The 18,344-nt window shown below is 67.9% G+C and carries 20 protein-coding genes; 16 read left to right on the forward strand and 4 right to left on the reverse strand.

Features of this window, described 5'->3' with window-relative positions; all coding sequences use genetic code 11:
• Positions 1–103: 103 nt before the first annotated feature.
• Entirely contained in the window at positions 104–883 is a 780-nt protein-coding gene (locus BMW90_RS18800) for an IclR family transcriptional regulator (RefSeq protein ID WP_074837992.1), read from the reverse strand.
• 85 nt (positions 884–968) lie between these two features.
• Here BMW90_RS18800 and BMW90_RS18805 point away from each other — a divergent pair, with 85 nt between their 5' ends.
• From BMW90_RS18805 to BMW90_RS18880, 16 genes are all read left to right on the forward strand, one after another.
• Positions 969–1,913, forward strand: coding sequence for a cupin domain-containing protein (locus BMW90_RS18805; RefSeq protein ID WP_048535628.1), 945 nt, complete (start codon positions 969–971; stop codon positions 1,911–1,913).
• Between the two features lie 298 nt (positions 1,914–2,211).
• Positions 2,212–2,514 carry a recombinase-like helix-turn-helix domain-containing protein gene (locus BMW90_RS18810; protein ID WP_074837994.1) on the forward strand — a complete coding sequence of 101 codons (303 nt, stop codon included), beginning with the start codon at positions 2,212–2,214 and terminating at the stop codon, positions 2,512–2,514.
• Positions 2,504–3,274 (forward strand): ABC transporter ATP-binding protein, encoded by a 771-nt coding sequence (locus BMW90_RS18815; RefSeq protein ID WP_074837996.1) that lies wholly within the window; start codon positions 2,504–2,506, stop codon positions 3,272–3,274. Before BMW90_RS18810 ends, BMW90_RS18815 begins: the two co-directional genes overlap by 11 nt.
• A gap of 29 nt (positions 3,275–3,303) precedes the next feature.
• Positions 3,304–4,278: an ABC transporter substrate-binding protein gene (locus tag BMW90_RS18820; protein WP_074837998.1), complete on the forward strand. Its 975-nt coding sequence runs from the start codon at positions 3,304–3,306 to the stop codon at positions 4,276–4,278.
• On the forward strand, positions 4,275–5,117 hold the full coding sequence (locus BMW90_RS18825) for an ABC transporter permease (RefSeq protein ID WP_082154704.1): 843 nt from the start codon (positions 4,275–4,277) through the stop codon (positions 5,115–5,117). Before BMW90_RS18820 ends, BMW90_RS18825 begins: the two co-directional genes overlap by 4 nt.
• A 61-nt stretch (positions 5,118–5,178) precedes the next feature.
• Positions 5,179–6,225: an aromatic ring-hydroxylating oxygenase subunit alpha gene (locus BMW90_RS18830; RefSeq protein WP_074838000.1), complete on the forward strand. Its 1,047-nt coding sequence runs from the start codon at positions 5,179–5,181 to the stop codon at positions 6,223–6,225.
• Positions 6,222–6,962, forward strand: coding sequence for an SDR family oxidoreductase (locus tag BMW90_RS18835; RefSeq protein ID WP_074838002.1), 741 nt, complete (start codon positions 6,222–6,224; stop codon positions 6,960–6,962). The genes BMW90_RS18830 and BMW90_RS18835 overlap by 4 nt, the downstream gene beginning before the upstream one ends.
• A complete protein-coding gene (locus BMW90_RS18840) occupies positions 6,959–7,768 on the forward strand; it encodes an alpha/beta fold hydrolase (protein ID WP_074838004.1) in 810 nt (269 codons plus the stop codon). The genes BMW90_RS18835 and BMW90_RS18840 overlap by 4 nt, the downstream gene beginning before the upstream one ends.
• 18 nt (positions 7,769–7,786) lie before the next feature.
• Positions 7,787–8,716, forward strand: coding sequence for a VOC family protein (locus BMW90_RS18845; RefSeq protein WP_074838005.1), 930 nt, complete (start codon positions 7,787–7,789; stop codon positions 8,714–8,716).
• Entirely contained in the window at positions 8,716–9,504 is a 789-nt protein-coding gene (locus BMW90_RS18850) for an SDR family oxidoreductase (protein WP_074838007.1), read from the forward strand. The genes BMW90_RS18845 and BMW90_RS18850 overlap by 1 nt, the downstream gene beginning before the upstream one ends.
• An 11-nt stretch (positions 9,505–9,515) precedes the next feature.
• Positions 9,516–11,189, forward strand: a complete 1,674-nt coding sequence (locus tag BMW90_RS18855) for a thiamine pyrophosphate-binding protein (protein WP_074838009.1) — start codon at positions 9,516–9,518, stop codon at positions 11,187–11,189.
• A 3-nt stretch (positions 11,190–11,192) separates the two neighbouring features.
• Positions 11,193–11,972, forward strand: a complete 780-nt coding sequence (locus BMW90_RS18860; protein WP_048535615.1) for an aspartate dehydrogenase — start codon at positions 11,193–11,195, stop codon at positions 11,970–11,972.
• Complete coding sequence (locus BMW90_RS18865; protein ID WP_244526549.1) at positions 11,972–13,471, forward strand: aldehyde dehydrogenase; 1,500 nt, start codon at positions 11,972–11,974, stop codon at positions 13,469–13,471. The genes BMW90_RS18860 and BMW90_RS18865 overlap by 1 nt, the downstream gene beginning before the upstream one ends.
• Positions 13,468–14,685 (forward strand): FAD-dependent oxidoreductase, encoded by a 1,218-nt coding sequence (locus BMW90_RS18870; protein WP_074838011.1) that lies wholly within the window; start codon positions 13,468–13,470, stop codon positions 14,683–14,685. The genes BMW90_RS18865 and BMW90_RS18870 overlap by 4 nt, the downstream gene beginning before the upstream one ends.
• Entirely contained in the window at positions 14,682–15,149 is a 468-nt protein-coding gene (locus BMW90_RS18875; protein ID WP_074838013.1) for a flavodoxin domain-containing protein, read from the forward strand. Before BMW90_RS18870 ends, BMW90_RS18875 begins: the two co-directional genes overlap by 4 nt.
• Entirely contained in the window at positions 15,146–15,748 is a 603-nt protein-coding gene (locus BMW90_RS18880) for a pentapeptide repeat-containing protein (RefSeq protein ID WP_048535610.1), read from the forward strand. Before BMW90_RS18875 ends, BMW90_RS18880 begins: the two co-directional genes overlap by 4 nt.
• Here BMW90_RS18880 and BMW90_RS18885 read toward each other — a convergent pair.
• From BMW90_RS18885 to BMW90_RS18895, 3 genes are all read right to left on the reverse strand, one after another.
• Complete coding sequence (locus tag BMW90_RS18885; protein ID WP_211568957.1) at positions 15,739–16,560, reverse strand: IclR family transcriptional regulator; 822 nt, start codon at positions 16,558–16,560, stop codon at positions 15,739–15,741. The two genes, BMW90_RS18880 and BMW90_RS18885, sit on opposite strands and share 10 nt — an antisense overlap.
• A 79-nt stretch (positions 16,561–16,639) precedes the next feature.
• The gene (gene merA / locus BMW90_RS18890; RefSeq protein WP_074838015.1) at positions 16,640–18,049 is read right to left on the reverse strand and encodes a mercury(II) reductase; all 1,410 of its coding nucleotides are present in this window, start codon (positions 18,047–18,049) and stop codon (positions 16,640–16,642) included.
• The gene (locus tag BMW90_RS18895; RefSeq protein ID WP_074838017.1) at positions 18,046–18,342 is read right to left on the reverse strand and encodes a hypothetical protein; all 297 of its coding nucleotides are present in this window, start codon (positions 18,340–18,342) and stop codon (positions 18,046–18,048) included. The genes merA and BMW90_RS18895 overlap by 4 nt, the downstream gene beginning before the upstream one ends.
• Between the last annotated feature and the right edge of the window lie 2 nt (positions 18,343–18,344).

Below are 18,344 nucleotides of genomic sequence, written 5' to 3' on the forward strand. Positions count from 1 at the left end.
CGGATGGTGGGCCGGGTCACGCGGCGGCGTGAGAGACCCGAGACGTTGTGGCGTTTTTGCCGAGCCCTGCGGCGCGGGTAATCCCGGCCGGGCCGGGGGGCGCTCAGGCACAGCCCAGATGGCGGGAGATCGCGCGGGCGCAGGATGTGACCGCATCGATCACGCTCTGATCGGGCGGCGCGGGCGCATCGAAGGCGCGGGTGGCGTTGATCGCCCCGACGATGCCGCCGGATATGTCGCGGATCGGGGCGGCGACCGAGGCCATGCCACGTTCGAAACTGCCGAGCTGCACCACGACATCGCGCGCGCGGTCGGCGCGCCATTGCGCCAGCAGCGTTGCCATGTTGCGCGGCGTCCCGCGGGGCGCATGATCGTAATGTTCATCCCGGTAGAGCGCGATCAGCGAGGCTTCGTCGAGATCGGTCAGCAGCACCCGGCCCATGGTGGTGGCCGCCGCCGGCAGCCGGCTGCCGACATGCACGATGCTGCCCATGCCCATGCGGCTGGCGACCCGCAGCATGTAAAGCACGCTCTTGCCGTCGCGCACGCCAAGATGGGTCGACCAGTCGGTTTCGTCCCGCAGCGCCTCGATCTCGGGCAGGGCGATCTGCACCAACTCGCGCGAGGCCATGTATCCATGCCCCAGCCGCAGCACCGCCGGCCCCAGCGCATAGGTCTGCCGCCGCGCGTCGTGCAGCAGGAAGCCCAGATGCGCCAGGGTATAGACCGTGCGGAAGGCGGCCGACCGGCTGAGCCCCAGGCTGCGCGCGATATCGCTGAGCGTCAGTTCCTGCCGCTCGGTGGTGAAGGCATCCAGCACCGCGAAGCCGCGGAGCAGGCCGGGGACCAGATAGCGGTCTTCATCGGCGTCCGTTTTATCCATGAAACGCCATGTATCAGGTGAAACGCGTGCCGGCTACAAATCTCTGCATCGAATTTTGCACGACAGCCACCACGGAGGACCCGACATGAACATGCGCGCAACCGCCTCGCCGCTCGCGGCGGAACTCAAGGCCCATACCGGGCGCTTCACCGACAAGGAATTCGACTGGAACGCCTTTCCCTCGAACGCCGGTTTCCCCGATCTGGCGCGGGCGCAGATGCGCTATGTCGGGGCAGGGGGCTCGCCCAAGGTGGGCGATACCTCGACGCTCAAGGCCGACAATTTCACCGTCTCGCTGATCTACAAGGAGCCGGGCAAATACGCCGCCTGCCACAGCCATGAAATCGAAGAGAGTTTCCTGATCATCGATGGCGCGCTGATCGTCGGCTGGGAGCGGGACGGCGAGGTCTGCGAGGTCAACCTCGGGCCGAAGGACATGATCCTGAACGCGCGCGAGATCGGCCATGGATTCCGCGTCGACGGGGTGGAGCCGGTGCTGATGTCGATCTCGGTCGATGTCGGCAAGCCGCTGCCGCCGGTCTATCACTATCACCCGAAGGAACATGCGCCCGAGCTCGCCCGGGCCTTTGGCGCCAAGCCGGGCGAGACCATCAAGTTCGATCCCGCCGGCGATCATCCGTTGCAGAAGCTGATGGCGCAATATGTGATTCGCCACGTCGACCAGCCGACGATCTGGGAAGACGCCGGCTTCAGCCGCAAGGTCTATGTCGGCGAGGGCGGTCTGGGCCATGATACCTGCCGCAAGGAGATGTGGGGCGTGCCGTCGCGTGTGGGGATCAAGGGATTCGTGCGCGATGTCGAGGATGCCTTCCTGGTGCTCGAAGGCAGCCTGACCGTGGGCTGGGAAGACAATGGCGAAACCGTCGAGGTCGAGCTCGGGCCGCGCGATCTGGTCAAGACGCCGGCCGGCCGCAAGCACTGGATTCGCAACGATGGTGCCGGCGCGGCCACGGTCTGGCACGTGATCGGTTCGTCGAAGGGCGATGATGTGGTCTACGAAGCCGCCTGAATGCCCAAAACCTGATCACCCGGGCCATGGCGGCTGATCCGCCATGGCCGAGAAGGCCGCCTGCCTGCCGGTGAAACGGTGAATGCGGCCTGTGGGGCATCGCCGGTTTCCTTTGGATATCAGCGGCTTGCCCTGACTTCTACGGTTCAAGACCTGACCGCGCCTGCCCAAGAAAAACTTTTCGAAAACACTTGACTCACCGGGGTGGCCTTCAGTTATCATCAATAGTGAACAAGTTGTTCATATTTGAACACCTGCAAGACGGACGAAACATCAAGCAACCGAGAGGAGCCACGTCATGGATGCTTTCAAGGACAGACTTGCACAGCGGGCCGCGGACACCAGCCGCCCGGCGCTGGCGCATCAATGCCGGGGGCGGGAGCTGGAGCCGCAGGAGGCGGATTTCGCGTCGGTCCTGATGGAGGTCTATGACGCCGTGCGCCATGACTATGACGCCGTCGCCACCGCCCTGACCGAGCGCGGCTTTGCGGCGCCGGTCTCGGGCCGCACCGACTGGACCGCCGATCTGGTTCACGATGAGCTGGTGGCGATCAACGCCGCGCTTGACGCGGCATATGCGGAGCACGGGTATGGCGCTTGAGTTCCGCAATGTGACCAAGAAGTTCACCACCAATGCCGGCGACCGGCTGACCGCGGTGAGCGACGTGAGCTTTCGGGTCGACGAGGGCGAGTTCGTCTCGGTCGTCGGGCCTTCGGGCTGCGGCAAATCGACGATCCTGTCGATGACCGCCGGGCTCTATCAGCCGAGCGACGGCGAGGTGCTTGTTTCGGATGCGGCGGTGACCGGTCCCAATGCGCATGTCGGTTTCATGCTGCAAAAGGATCTGCTGCTGCCCTGGCGTTCGATCATCTCGAATATCGAGTTCGGGCTGGAGGCGCGCGGCGTGGCCAAGGCGGAACGGCGCGCACGCGCCATGAAGGAGCTGGAGCACTGCCAGCTTGCCGGGTTCGACAGCCATTATCCCTATCAGCTTTCGGGCGGGATGCGGCAGCGCGCGGCGCTGGCCCGCACGCTGGCCATCGACCCCGAGATCATCCTGCTCGACGAGCCGTTCTCGGCGCTGGATGCGCAGACCAAGCTGCTGTTGCAGAATTCCTTTGCCGGCACCATCGCCAAGACCGGCAAGACGACGCTGCTGATCACCCATGATCTGGTGGAGGCGGTGCTGATGTCCGACCGCATTCTGGTGCTGTCGGAACGCCCCGGCACCGTGGTGGCGGAAATCAAGGTCGACCTGCCGAAACGCGACCGGCCGATCGAGCGGCGCGTCATGCCGGAGGTTTCCGACTATGCCGCTCAGCTCTTCAAACACCTGAAACTCGAAGAAAAGGCCGCCTGAGGCGCCGCTCGGAACAGGGAGTCCCGAACATGAAACATCGCATTCTTTCCACCTTCGCCGCCGCCGCCCTGGCGCTGTCCGCCAGTGCCGCCGCTGCGGCCGAAGAAGTCACCTATCTGTTTCCGGCGCCGGATTTCCTTCCGGCTTTCGCGCCGTTCCAGCTTGCCAAGGGCAAGGGCTATTTCGAGGAGGCCGGGCTCGACGTCACCTTTCAGGTGGGCAAGGGCGGCGCCGATGTGGCGACCCAGGTCGCGCTTGGCAATGCCGATCTGGGCGGCGGGATCGGCGACACGCCGATCATCGTGCGGGCCAACGGCCTCGAGATCCGCGGCGTCGCGCTGCTGGGCGGCCGCGGCCTGACCCAGCTCGCCTGGCGCGAGGATGCCGGCATTTCCGGCCCCGAAGACCTCAAGGGCAAGTCGATCGGCGTGCTGTCGTTCCAGGACACCACCTATTACAACTTGCTCGGCGTGCTGGCCTCGGCCGGGCTGAGCAAGACTGATGTCGATATCCAGGCGGTGGGCCCCGGCGGCATCATCCAGTTGAGCATCGCCGGCAAGCTTGACGCCATGTCGGGCGTGCCCGAGTGGATCGCCGCCATCGAGGCCGCCGGCGTCGCGATGGATCAGATGCCGGTCGATTCGGTGTTCCCGGCGATGGCCCAGGCGGTCATCGCCTCGGACGACACCATCGAGGAACGCCCCGAGGTGGTGCAGGGGTTTGTCGAGGCGGTGCTGCGCGGGCTGCGCGACATCTCGGCCGATCCGGCGGCCGCGGCGGCGGATTACGTCAGCTTTGTGCCGCAGCATTCCGAAAATCTCGCCGGGATCGAGGCGATCCTGCGGGCCTACGCCGAGCTGATCTATCCCGAGGGCGAGAACCAGCCGCTGGGCAGCTTTGATCCGGCACGGATCAAGGCGGTGCAGGATTTCTATGTCGATGCCGGGCTGGTGCGCACCGCGGTGCCGGTCGACGAGCTGTACACCAACGAGTTCATCAAATGACCGATACAACTCAGGCCGTGGCCGGGCGCTCTGCCCCGGCCGCCAAGGCCCCCGCTTCCAAGGGAACCCGCCCCATGCGCCTTGCCAATCCGCTTTATGCAAGCCTCGGACTGCTGGTCCTCGTGCTTCTGGCCTGGGAATTTCTGCCCCCGGCGCTGGACGTGCCCAAGTTCATCATTCCGACGCTGACCGATTGCCTGGCCGAACTCTCCCGCATGTGGGCCTTCGAGGGGCTGCTGGGGCATTTCCTGTCGACCGCGCTCTACACCGTGCTGGGCTTTGCCATCGGATCGCTGCTGGGCGCGGTTCTGGGCTATCTGCTGGGCATGTCGGAATTCTGGGAGAAGGTGCTTTCGCCCTATATCCTGGCCTTGCAGATCGCACCCAAGGTGGCCTTTGCGCCGCTGTTCATCATGTGGTTCGGCTATAACGCCATGCCCAAGCTGCTGGTCACCGTGCTGATCGTGTTTTTCCCGGTGCTGGTCAATGTGCTTCAGGCGATGCGCACCGTCGACCGCGATCTGGTGAACCTTGCCCGGGCCTACAACCTCGGCCGGCTGGGCGTGTTCTGGAAAGTCGAGATGCCCTCGACCCTGCCCAACCTGATGGCCGGTCTGCGCATCGCCTCCACCCTGGCCGTGATCGGCGTGACGGTGGGCGAGCTGGTGGGCGGCAACACCGGGCTGGGTTTCCTGATCTCCTACGGCGGCGGCCAGGCCAATGCGGCGATGGTGTTCAACGCGATCCTGCTGCTGACGGTGATCGGCTACGCGCTCTATTTCGCGCTGGTCAAGATCGAGACCCGCGTGCTGCATTACCTGCCCCGCGCCGAGCACTGACGCCGGGCCATGACATCGGGTCGCCCTGCGGCGGCGGCCAGCCAGATTAGGGAGAACGCAAATGACTGTCGTCGACAAGAAAGCGCTGATCGAGAAGCGCGTGAACGAAGGCCTGCGCGGCCAATGGTATCCGGTGGCCAAATCGGTCGAGATCAAGGGCGCGCGCCCCTTCGGCACCAAGCTGCTGGGCCAGAAGCTCGTGCTGTGGCGCGACGGCGCCGGCAAGATCCGCTGCCTCGAGGACTTCTGTCCGCACCGTGGCGCCCCGCTGTCCTATGGCGAGGTGCATGACGGCCATGTCGCCTGTCGCTATCACGGCGTGGTGGTCGATGGCGAAGGCGTGGTGCAGCGGGTGCCGGCGATGCCGGAATGCGCGCTCGAGGGCCGCAAGGCGCTGCAATCCTACACCGTGCAGGAAAGCAACGACGCGGTCTTTGTCTATGTGCCCTCGGCCGACCGGCCCGAACCGCCGGAGCTGGTGCTGCCCAAGGAGATGACCAGCGACGCATGGACCGGCTTTCTCTGCACCTCGGTCTGGGAAACCAACTATCGTTACGCGCTGGATAACCTCGCCGATCCGATGCACGGCTGCTACCTGCATGCCGAGAGCTTTACCCTGGCGTATGGCTCCAAGCAGGACCTGATGCAGCTCAACAAGACCGACGAGGGTTTCCGCATCGAGCGCGTCGGCCAGACCGGCGAGAACTTCGACTGGACCGAGTTCGAGATCCATGACGGCTCGATGTTCTGTTTCCTCGACATTCCCTATCCGCCGGCGGCCGGGCCGGGCGGCGTGTTCCGCATCATCGGCTTTACCACGCCGGTGGATGAGACCACCTGCCGGGTGTTCTTCTGGCGGATGCGCCAGGTCGAGGGCACGGCGCGGGAGAGCTGGCGTTTCCTGTATCGCGCGGTGCTGGAAACCAATCACTGGAACGTGCTCGAGCAGGACCGGGTGATGCTGGAAGGCATGTCGGACGACGCGCGCAAGCGCGAGATGCTCTATCAGCATGATCTGGGTGTCAGCCGCATCCGGCAGATCCTGACCCGGGCGGCCAAGGCGCAGATTGAGGCCGAGCTGAAATCGGCCGCGGTGGCGGCGGAATGAGCCTCGATGGCCGTCATATCCTCGTCACCGGCGCGGCGAGCGGTCTGGGTGAAGTGATCGCCCGGTCGCTTGCCGCCAAGGGCGCGCGCCTGATCCTCGCGGATATCGCCGAGGAGGAGGGTCGGGCCACGGCCGACAGCCTCGGGGCGGCATTTGTGCGGGTCGATCTGGGCGATCCGGATTCGATCCGCGCCTGCGGCGAAGCGGTTGCGCGGCTGACGGCGGGCAAGCTGCACGGGCTGATCAACAACGGCGCGATTGCCACCGGCATCGGCGGCATTCCCTACGACGAGATCGAGCTGGAGAGCTGGGATCTGGTGCAGCGGGTCAATGTGCGCGGCACCTGGCTGATGGTGCGGGCCATGGCGCCGCTGCTGAAAGCCTCGGGATCGGGCCGGGTGGTCAACATGGCGTCGGATACGGCGCTCTGGGGGGCGCCGCGGCTGATGTCCTATGTCGCCAGCAAGGGCGCGGTGATCGCGATGACGCGGTCGTTGGCGCGGGAACTGGGGCCGGACCGCATCGGGGTGACGGCGGTGGCGCCGGGCATCCTGACCACCGAAAGCACCGATTACGTGCCCGAAGCGCGGCACAGGCAGTATTCCGAAGGCCGTGCGGTGCCCGGGGCACAATCGCCGCAGGACATCACCGACGTGGTGGCCTTTCTCGTGGAGGAGGGCGCGCTGACGCTCACCGGGCAGGTGCTGCCGGTCAACAACGGGTTCGTTTTCGCATGAGCTGGGATGCGCATACCTCCGAGGGCATCGCCTACCTCGAACGCCCCGGCAACGGGCCGGTGCTGGTGCTGCTGCACGGGATCGGATCGAACGCCGCGTCGTTCACGCCGTTGCTGGCGCATCTGCCGGCGACGGCCCGGGTGATCGCCTGGAACGCGCCGGGTTATGGCGGGTCCGAGCCGCTGACCCAGGTCTGGCCGCAGGCGCAGGACTACGCGGCGGCTCTGGAAGGGTTTCTCGACCGGGTGAAGGTGCCGCAATGCGCATTGCTCGGCCATTCGCTGGGGGCGCTGATCGCGGCGTCCTTTGTCGCCTGTCGCGCCAACCGGGTGACCCATCTGACGCTGGCCGCGCCGGCCATCGGCCACGGCGTTGCGCCGGGCGAGGTGCTGAGCGCCAAGGCACAGGCGCGGATCGACGATCTGGAGCGGCTGGGGGCGGTAGACTTCGCCAAGGCCCGCGCTCCGCGGCTGGTGTACCGGCCCGAGGATAACCCGGAGACGCTGGCGTTGGTGCAGACCGCGATGAGTCAGGTCTCGATGCCGGGCTATGGCCAGGCGGCGCGGATGCTGGCCTCGGGGCGGCTTCTGGATGATGCCGACAGGCTCTGGGTGCCCACCGACGTGATTGTCGGCGGCAAGGATCAGGTGACGCCGCCCGAAGGGGCGCGCCGCGTGCACCACAGGCTGCACGCCAAGGCGCGCGGCACATACACGGAGCTGCCGGGCCTCGGCCATGCGCTCTATCAACAGGATCCGGCGCGTTTTGCCGCTGCGTTGCGCCAGGGCGCCGCGGCGGTGGTGTGACCGGAGAGGGAGACCGAGATGAGTGAGACCATTCGCACAGAGGCGCTTCGCGGCATCATGATGCGCGGCCCGGGGCTGACCCAGACATTGCCGTTCTACGAGGACATGTGGGGGCTGAAGCTGGCCCATGCCGAAGAGGGCACGGCGCTGTTGCGCGGCACCGGCGAGGAGGCGTTCCTCTACGGGCTGAAGGACGGGCCGGTGTTTGGCATCGAGTACATCCATTTCGCCATGCCCGACCGCGCCAGCATGGATGCGCTGCATGCGCAATGCCTGGCCCGGGGCGCGCCGGTGCTGGGCACGCCTTCGGCGTTCGACGATTGGGCGGGCGGCTATGGCTTCGAGGTGCTGGACCCCGACAACCGCCGGCTGCGGTTCCGCTGCGACGCCCGGACGCTGGACGAGAAACCGGAATGGGCCAAGCCGCGCAAGGTCAGCCATGTGGTGCTGAACGCGCCCGACATGGAGGCGACGCAGGCCTTCTACGAAGAGGTTCTGGGCTTCCGGGTGTCGGATTATTCCGCCGACCAGATGGTTTTCCTGCGCTGCAACACCGATCACCACGCCATCGCGCTGGTGCGCGGCAATTATGCCAGCGTGAATCATGTGGCCTTTGAAATGCCCTCGCTCGACGAATTCATGCGCGGCATCGGCCGGATGAAGCAGAAGGGCCATGTGCCCACATGGGGGCCGGGGCGGCACGGGCCGGGGGACAATCCCTTTGCCTATTTCGTCTCGCCCTCGGGTTTCGTGATCGAGTTCACCTCGGAGGTGCAGCAGATCGACGAGGCCACCCACGAGGCCCAGGTCTGGCCGCGCGACGACCCCGAGAAGATGGACCAGTGGATGACCGCCGGCCCGCCGACCCCGGCGCAGCGCGCGGTGATGCAGGGCCGGCCCGATCCGGGCTTTCCCGAACTGCGCGCCAAGGCGAAAGGAGCCGCGTGATGCCATACGATTACGACAAATGCGTTGCGGTGGTGACCGGGGGCTCTTCTGGCATTGGCCTGGCCACGGTGCGGCTGCTGCTGGAAAGCGGCGCGCGGGTTGCCTTTTGCGCCCGCAACGAGAGCCGGCTGAACGAGGTGGCCGCCGTGCTGAAGCGCGATTTCGGGGACGACACCGTGCTGACACAGGCGTTTTCGGTGCTCGACAGGGACGCCGTACAGGGGTTTGCCGATCTGGTGCATCAGACCTGGGGCCGCTGCGACCTGCTGGTCAACAACGCCGGGCAGGGGCGGATTTCCACCTTCGAGGACACCACGGATGACGACTGGCGCGCGGAATATGAGCTGAAGCTGTTCAGCCAGGTGCTGCCGGTGCGGGTCTTCCTGCCGATGCTGCGCGAGGCTGGGGGTGCGATTGTCGCGGTGAATTCGCTGCTCGCCTACCAGCCCGAGCCGCATATGGTCTGCACCTCTTCGGCGCGGGCCGGGGTGCAGAACCTGCTGAAATCGCTTTCGGTCGAACTGGCGCCCGAGGTGCGGGTCAACTCCGTGCTCTTGGGGCTGATCGGCTCGGGCCAGTGGACCCGACGGTTTGCCGAACGCGAGGACCAGTCGGTCAGCCGGGCCGAATGGTACGGCGCCCTGGCCGAAAAGAAAGGCATTCCGCTCGGCCGTCTGGGCGAGGCCGAGGAAGCCGCCCATGCCATCGCCTTTCTGGGCTCCAGAGCGGCCAGCTACATCACCGGCGCACAGCTCGAAGTCTCGGGCGGCCTGTCCCGTCACATCTGAGGATGCATACCATGAAACACGATCCCATCAGCAAGACCGACACGGTCGGCGATTTCATCGCGCACTACCTGGCCGAGATCGGGGTGTCGGTGATGTTCGGCGTGATCTCGATCCACAACATGCCGATCTTGGATGCGGTGGCCCGGCAGGGGCGGATCCGCTTTGTGCCGGCGCGCGGCGAGGCCGGCGCGATGAACATGGCCGATGCCTATGCACGGGTGTCGGGCGGGCTTGGCGTCTGCCTCACCTCGACCGGCACGGCGGCGGGCAATGCTGCCGGCGCCCAGGCCGAGGCTTTGACCGCCGGCAGCCGGGTGCTGCATATCACCACGCAGGTCGATCTGGGCTATGCCGACCGCGACCGCGCGGCGATCCACGATGTGCCGCGCCAGCCCGAGATGCTGCGCGGGGTGTCGAAATCGGTGCATCGGATGTGGGATTCCAACGGTGCGATCGGCGCCCTGACGGCGGCGGTGTCGGATGCGCTCTCGGCGCCTTCGGGGCCGGTCAGCCTCGAGATTCCGGTGGATGTGCAGCGTGCGCCGGCGGTGGTGATGGCCGCGGTACACGCGCCGGTGCCGACCCGGCCTTCGGCCCCGCAATCGGCGGTGGAAGAGATGGCGCGGCTGATCACCCAGGCGAAACGCCCGCTGATCTGGCTGGGCGGCGGCGCGCGCGGCGCGGTGGAAGAGGCGACCGAACTGATGCGCCGGGGTGTGGGCGTCGTGACCTCGACCAACGGGCGCGGCGTGGTTTCGGAGGAAGAGGCGGCCAACCTCGGCGCCTTCAACATGGGGCCGGACGCGATGGAGCTTTATGGCTCCTGCGACCTGATGCTGGTGGTGGGCTCGCGCCTGCGCGGCAACGAGACCCGCAACAACAAGATGCCGCTGCCGCGTCCGCTGTTGCAGATCGACGCCGACGCGGGGCAGGGCGGTCGCAATTACCCGGTGGATGTCTTTGCCCATGGCGATGCCGCCGATACGTTGCGGCGGCTGCTCGCGCTGCTGCCCGAGACGCTCGACACCGATGAGGCGCTGGCGTTCGATATCGCGCGGCTCAAGGCACAGGCCGAGGGGCGTCTGCGCGACACGCTGGGGCCTTACACCGTGGTGGCCGAGGCGATCAGCGGTGCGGTCGGCGCCGGCGGCAACGCCTGGGTGCGCGACGTGACGATCTCGAATTCGACCTATGGCAACCGCTATGTGCGGCTCTCCGATCCGCGTCAGGGCGTGCATGCGCTGGGTGGCGGCATCGGGCAGGGCGTGGCGATGGGGATCGGCGCGGCGCTGGCCTCGCACGGCCCCAAGGCGATCACGCTCTTGGGCGACGGCGGCACCATGCTGGGGCTGGCCGAGATGATCACGGCCGTCGATGAGAAGGCGCCGCTGGTCTATGTGCTGATGAATGATCAGGCCTATGGCGTGATCGAGAACATCCAGGATGCGCAATACGACCGCCGCCGGCATTACTCCAAGGTGGCGGTGCCGGAGTTCGGCGCCTTCTGCGGATCGATCGGCATGCCGCATGTGAAGGTGGACAGGGTGGACGCGTTCGAGGCGGCCTTGCAGGCGGCGCTGGCCACGGAAGGGCCGCGCGTGATCGAGGTCGACATGTGCGCCATCGGCCCCTTTGCCGAGGCCTTTGCCGGGCCGCCGGCGGGCGCTGCGGGCAAGAAGGAGTAAGCCATGCATCTCGGTCTGGTCGGATACGGCAATATCGGCAAGGCGCTGCTGGGCCTCATGGGCGCGGGAGAGCCCGCGCGCCTGACGGTGCTGGCGCGGCCCGGCAAGACGGTGGACCTGCCGGGGGCCGAGGTGGTGGAGACGGTGCAGGAGCTGATCGCCGCCGCGCCCGATCTGCTGGTGGAATGCGCCGGTCATGCGGCGGTGCGCGACACTGCGGTGCCGGCGCTCAGGGCCGGGATCGACGTGGTGCTGGTGTCGATCGGCGCGCTGAGCGATGTCGCGCTGGAACGTGCCCTGCACGCGGCGGCGGAAGAGGGCGGCGCGCGGCTGATCCTGCCGGCGGGGGCCATCGGCGGCATCGACCTGCTCTCGGCCATGGCGCCGGCGGGCGGGCTCGAGGTGACCTATCGCGGCACCAAGCCGCCGCAGGCCTGGCGCGGCACCCCGGCGGAAGAGCTGATCGACCTTGGCGGGCTGACAGCGGCGACGGTGTTCTTCTCGGGCACCGCGCGCGAGGTGGCGCAGGCCTTTCCGAAGAACGCAAATGTGGCGGCAACGCTGGCGCTGGCGGGGGCGGGAATGGACGCGACGCGGGTGGAGCTGGTGGCCGACCCGCAGGCCAGCGGCAACCGGCACGCCTATTCGGTGCATTCGCCGCTGGGGGATTACGAGATCCGGATCGACAATCGGGCCTCGAACGGCAACGCCAAGACCAGCGCGGCAACGATCTATTCGGTGCTGCGCGAGATACGTAACCGCAAAGGACCGGTGGTGATCTGATGAAAATGGAACGCGATATCCTGCCCTCCGGGGCGCTTTACATCGGCGGCGACTGGCGCGAGGGGCGCGGCGCCGAGATCACTTCGGTCTTTCCCGCCGACGGGACGGTGACCCGGGTTCTGCGCGGCGCCTCGACTGAGGATGGCGAAGAGGCCATCGCCCGCGCCAGGGCGGCGCAGCCCGCCTGGGGCGCGCTGAAACCACATGAGCGGGCGCGGGTGCTCCATGCCATCGCCGAGGGGATCGAGGCCAACATCGGCCGCATCTCGCAAATCCAGTCGCAGGACACCGGCAAGACGCTGGCCGAAACCGCGGCGCTGGCCGCATCGGCGGCCGGCACCTTCCGCTATTTCGCCGCCGTGGCCGAAACCATGGACGAGGACATGACCGCGCAGCGCGGCGGGGCGCTGACGCTCTCGGTGCATGAGCCGATGGGCGTGGTGGGGGCGATCACGCCGTGGAATTCGCCGATTGCCTCGGACGCGCAGAAGCTGGCGCCGGCCCTGGCGGCGGGCAATGCCGTGATCCTGAAACCGGCCTCCTGGTCACCGCTCACGGCGCTGGAACTGGCGCGGATCGCGGATGCGGCGGGGCTGCCCAAGGGGCTTCTGTCGGTGCTGCCCGGTTCGGGGCGCGAGATCGGCAACCTGCTGGTGGAACACCCGGATATCGCCAAGATCAGCTTTACCGGCGGCACGTCGACCGGCCGCAGCCTGGCCGAAAAGGCCGGGCGCAAGCTGATGCCGGTGAGCCTGGAACTGGGCGGAAAATCCCCGACCATCGTGTTTGACGACGCGGATATCGAGGTGGCGCTGGCGGGCATTCTCTTCGGGGTGTTCTCGTCCACCGGGCAGAGCTGCATCGCCGGCTCGCGGCTGTTCGTGCAGCGCGGGATCTATGATGCCTTCGTCCCCCGGCTGGTGGCGGCGACCAAACGCTTGCGCGTCGGCCATCCCTTCGCGGAGGGCACGCAGGTTGCCTCGCTGATCCATCAGGACCACCGCGACGAGGTGGCGGGCCATGTGGCGCGCGCGTTGGAGGATGGCGGCAGGCTTCTGTGTGGGGGCGGAGCGCCGGACGGGGCGGAATACGCCGAGGGCAGCTATTACCTGCCGACCATCATCGAGGGGCTGGGCAACGATGCGCGGCTCTGCCGCGACGAGGTGTTCGGCCCGGTGCTGGCGGTGCTGCCTTTCGACGGGGAGGACGAGGTGATCGCCCAGGGCAATGACAACGACTATGGATTGGCCTGCGGCATCTGGACCCGCGATTTTCCCCGCGCCTGGCGGGTGGCACGGGCGATTCGGGCCGGAACGGTCTGGATCAACACCTACAAGCAATTCTCGATCTCGACCCCCTTCGGCGGCGATGGCGCCAGCGGGATCGGCCGGGAGAAGGGCCGGCAGGGAATGCGTGCCTACATGCGGCAGAAGGCGATTTATGCTGATCTGACCGGCGCGCCGCACCCTTGGGCCGCGGATGTGGTGAGGGCGTCATGACCGGACAGATCGCGATCATCGGTGCCGGGCCCTCGGGCTGCTTTCTGGCGCAGGCGCTGCTCAAGGCGCAGCCCGATCTGCGGGTCGATCTGATCGACCGGCTGCCGGTGCCCTATGGCCTGGTGCGCTATGGCGTGGCGGCGGATCACCAGGGCACCAAGGGCGTGACACGGCAGTTCGCGCGGCTCTTTGAACGGCAGGGCGCGCGGTTTTTCGGAAATGTGAGCATTGGCTCGGATGTCGGGCTGGAGGATCTGCGCGGCGCCTATGATGCCGTGGTGCTGGCCGCCGGGCTGTCGGCGGATCGGCGGCTGGAGATCCCCGGCAGCGATCTGCCGGGGGTGCATGGCGCGGGCAAGCTGACCCGGGCGCTGTACGAGCATCCCGAGGCCGAGGCGCTGCCCGAGCTGGGGGCGCGGCCGCTGATTGTCGGCAATGGCAATGTGGCGATAGACCTGCTGCGGCTCTTGGCGAAATCGCCGGAGGAACTGGAAGGCTCGGATCTGGGCCAGGGGCCGACGGACTGGCTGGCGGCCAGCGGCATCGAGGAGATCACCATCACCGGGCGCTCGCCGGCGGCGGCGGCCAAGTTCGATACGGTGATGATCAAGGAGCTGGGCAAGCTCGCCGACGTGTCGATCCGGGTGATGGACGCGGGCGAAAGCGACGACCCGGACGCGCAGAAGAAGCTGGCGGCGCTGGACGCGCTGGAGGGCGGCGCCGGGGCGCGGCGCATCACCTTCCGTTTCGGGCTGACGCCGGTGGCGGTCGAAGGCACCGACAGGGCCACGGCGGTGCGGTTTGCCACGGCGCAGGGCGAAGAGACGCTGGCCTGCACCTCGGTGCTCACCGCCATCGGCTTTGACACGCCCGGCGATCTGCCGCGCGACGCGCTGCTGCGAGAGGAACGGGATGGCGGGCTGGCCGAGGGGCTTTATGCCACCGGCTGGTTCCGGCGCGGCCCGCGCGGCACCATTCCCGACAACCGCGCCGATGCCGGGGCGCTGGCCGAGCGAATCCTCGGCGCGCTCTCCCCCGATCCCGGCAAAGTGGGCGCCGGCATTCTGGCCGGTCTGGACGAGATCACCGATTACGACGGATGGTGCCGCATCGACAGCGCCGAGACCGCCAACCCCCCGCCCGGACGGTGCCGGGCCAAGATCACCACCCGCGAGGGCATGCTGGGCCTCGCCCGACAGGAGGATACGCAATGAACATCCAAGTGCTTTACGGAACCGAAACCGGCAATGCCGAGATGCTGGCCGAGGATATCGTCGCCGAACTTGAGGCCGATCACGCGGTCGCGGCCGTCAACCTGGCGGATTTCGACCCCTCGGAATTCGACACCGGCACGCTCTATCTGATGGTCTGTTCGACCTATGGCGACGGCGAGCTGCCGGCCTCGGCGCAGCCCTTTGCCGAGAAGATGGCGGCCGGCAAACCCGATCTGACCGGCGTGCATTTCGGCATCTTCGGCATGGGCGACCGGGAATATGACGAGACCTTCAATGGCGGGCCTGCGACCCTTGCCGCGCTGATGACCGCAGCCGGGGCCACGCAGCTGGGCGAGCGGATCGCGCATGACGCCTCGGGGGCGGAAATGGCCGAAGATCTGGCCTTTCCCTGGGCCGAGGACATCGTGGCCATGGCCGGCGACGCGCTTGGTCAGGCGGCATGAGCACGGCGGCGGAGATCAGGACGCGGCTGACCCGGCCATGGCAGCACGGGACGCATGCGGATTTTCGCGGCGTGACCTGCGAGGCGCCGCTGGATCTGTCGGGCGTGGCCGTCGATGGTGTCGATTTCACCGGCGCGCGCTTTCTTGGCGGGATCGACGCCAGCGGCGCGCGGTTTGACGGGCTGGCCTGGTTTCGCGACGTGGTGATCGAGGGGCCGGCGCGGTTTGACGGTGCGGTCTTTATGAATGACGCCCGGTTCGAAGGCGCGCGGTTCCAGCGCCCGGCCGGATTCCGCAACACCGAATTCCGCGGCATCGGCCGCTTTGACGGCGCGCAGTTTCCCGAGGGGGCCGACCTCTCCGGCACCACCTGTTACGGCAATTTCTCGCTGCAATCGGTCACCGGCCGGGGCACGGTCAGTTTCCGGGGCAGCGAATGGCTGGGCGGGCTCTGGTGCGACAATGCCAGCCTGCCCGACACGGTCGACCTGTCCGAGACGCAGGTGCATGGCCGGCTCTGGCTGCGCCGGGCGCGGCGTGGCAATGCGGCGCTGCACCCGTCGGATTTCGGCATGTCCTTCGGCTATACCTATATCTGATCGGCGGCCCAGCCGCGATAGCCCAGCGCTTCGGAGATCTCCTGCGCCGCGGCTTTCAGGGTGGTTTCGATCAGCGCCGCCTGTTCGGTGCCTTCGGTAAAGATGCCGGCATGCCCGGTGACATTGATCGCGGCCACGGCCATGCCGCGATGGTCATAGACCGGCGCGGCGGCCGAGCCGATCTCGGGCTCGAAATTCGCCACGCTCCAGGACACCCCGCGCGAACGGTCGTTGGCCAGCTGCTCCATCAGCGTCTCGAGCGAGGTGCGGGTCTTGGCGGTGAAGGCCTCGAGCGGATGCGCCGCGTAGAGATCCTGCAACTCCTGCCGGCTCAGCTCGGCCAGCAGCACCCGGCCGATGGTGGTGGCATGGGCCGGCAGGCGGGTGCCTTCGCGCACCGTGCTGGCGAGATGCGAGACCGGGGTTTCGCGCGCCAGGTAGACGATCTCATGGCCTTCGCGAACGCCGAGATGCGCCGAGAGCTTCAGCCTGTCGACCAGCTGGCACAGCACCGGCCGCGCCGTCGGAACGATGCCCCGGTCGTTCAGCGCCTCGGCGGCCAGCGAGATCAGCCCGGTGCCCAGCCGATAACCGCCCTCGTCCGGCAGCGCCTCGATGATGCGCTCGGCCTCGAGCGTGGCGAGGATGCGGATCAGCGTCGTGCGGTTGATGCCGGTGGCCTTGGCGGCCTGGCTGATCTTGCGGCAGCGGTTGCCCGCCGCGATATAGCGCAGCACCGCCAGCGCACGCACCACCGGCTGCACCGAATACTCCGGCCCCTTGGTCTTGGTCCCGCTCTCAGCGTTCATCATCTGCCCAATCTGTTCAATAATGAACTGCATACGCAACCCCAGCGGGCAAGGCAACCATCTGCCGCCGGCCGTCGCGGTGCTATCCGGCGCAGCAGGACAGGGCGGCCACGTCCGTTTCGAAGGCCTGCGCCGCGAGCTTCAGGCCCTCGACCGTGGTGAGATAGGGCATGATCGTGGCGCCGAGGTCATCGTAGGTCATCCCCGCCTTGAGCGCCATTGCCGCCGTCTGGATGCTGTCGGCGCCTTCAGGTGCGAGGATCTGCGCGCCGAGCAGCCGCCGGCTGCCGGCCTCGGCCACCAGCTTGATGAGCCCGCGCGTGTCGCGGGCGGCGCGCGCCCGGGGAACGGCATCGAGCGGCAGGACCGAGGTGACAACCCGGTGGCCTCGGGCGCGGGCCCGGGCCTCGCTCAGCCCGACACCGGCGACCTGGGGATCGGAGAAGACCACCCAGGGCATGGTGGTGTTGTCGTAGGCCTCTGTCGCGCCGGTCACGGCGTTGCGGGCGGCGAGCCGGGCGCCATAGGCGGCCATGTAGACAAACTGGTCGCGCCCGGTGACATCGCCGGCGGCCCAGACCGTCGAATTGCCGGTGCGCATGTGGCTGTCGACCAGGATGCCGCCGCCCGTGTCGGTCGCGATCCCGGCAGCGGCAAGGTTCAGCCCGGCGCTGTTGGGCACCCGGCCGGTGGCCAGCAACAGCCGTTCCGCTTCGAGGATGTCGCCGCCCGCCAGATGCAGCCGGGCGCCCGCGGCCCCCGGCGACAGCCGCTCGTAGCCGCGCGCGCGGACCAGCCGGATGCCCTCTTTGGCGAGGCAGCCCTCCAGGGCCGCCGACACCTCGGGTTCGGCCTCGGGCAGGACGCCGCGGCGGCTGACCAGGGTGACTGCGACCCCGGCCCGGGCAAAAAGCTGCGCCAGTTCCACGCCGATGTAGCCCGCGCCCAGCACCAGCAGCGAGGCGGGCAGGTCGGTCAGGGCCAGCGCCGACGTGCTGTCGAGGGGGGCGATCTCTTCGATGCCGGGGAGGGCCGGCACATGCGGCCGGGCGCCGGTGGCGATGACGATCCGGGCGGCCGGGAAGCGCCTGCCCGCCACCGTCAGCCGGCCGGTGTCGTCGAAGCGCGCCCGGCCTTCGAGGTAGGTGATGCCCGGGTGGCGGGGCAGGACATCGGCGTATTTCGCCGCGCGCAGCTCTTCAACCAAGGCCTGCTTCTGCGCGACGGTGGCGGCCCAGTCGGTGAGGCGGCCCTGTGCCGTGATCCCGTCGAACCGCGCGGCGGCATGGGCGAGATGCAGGTTCTCGACGGCGCGGATCAGCGTCTTGGAGGGGACGCAGCCGAGGTTCACGCAGGTGCCGCCAAGGGTGCCGGCGCCGATCAGCGCCACCCGCGCCCCGGCTTCGGCGGCGGTGATGGCGGCGGAAAACCCGGCCGAGCCGGCGCCGATCACGGCGAGGTCGGGGGGCGCGGCCCGATCGCGGGGGCTCACGTCTCGGGCGCCCCGGCCAGTGTCGCGCCATAGCCGACGCCGGTTACGGCGGCGAGGATGGCGGCCGGATCGGTCGCGGCATCGTCATAGCGCAGGTCGTAGACCCCGGCGTCGTCCCCGGCTTCGGTGAAGGACAGGATTTCGACGCTCTCGACGCGTTTCATCGCGGTGGCGACGATATAGCTGCACGACGGGCAGGTCAGCCCGGTGACGGCGATGCGGGTGGTGGCCTCGGCGGCCGGGGCCGCGCCCGCCACAAGGGCGAGAGCAACGGCGGAAAGGAGGGATTTCATAA

This window comes from Marinovum algicola (assembly GCF_900109145.1).
Lineage (GTDB): Bacteria > Pseudomonadota > Alphaproteobacteria > Rhodobacterales > Rhodobacteraceae > Marinovum > Marinovum algicola.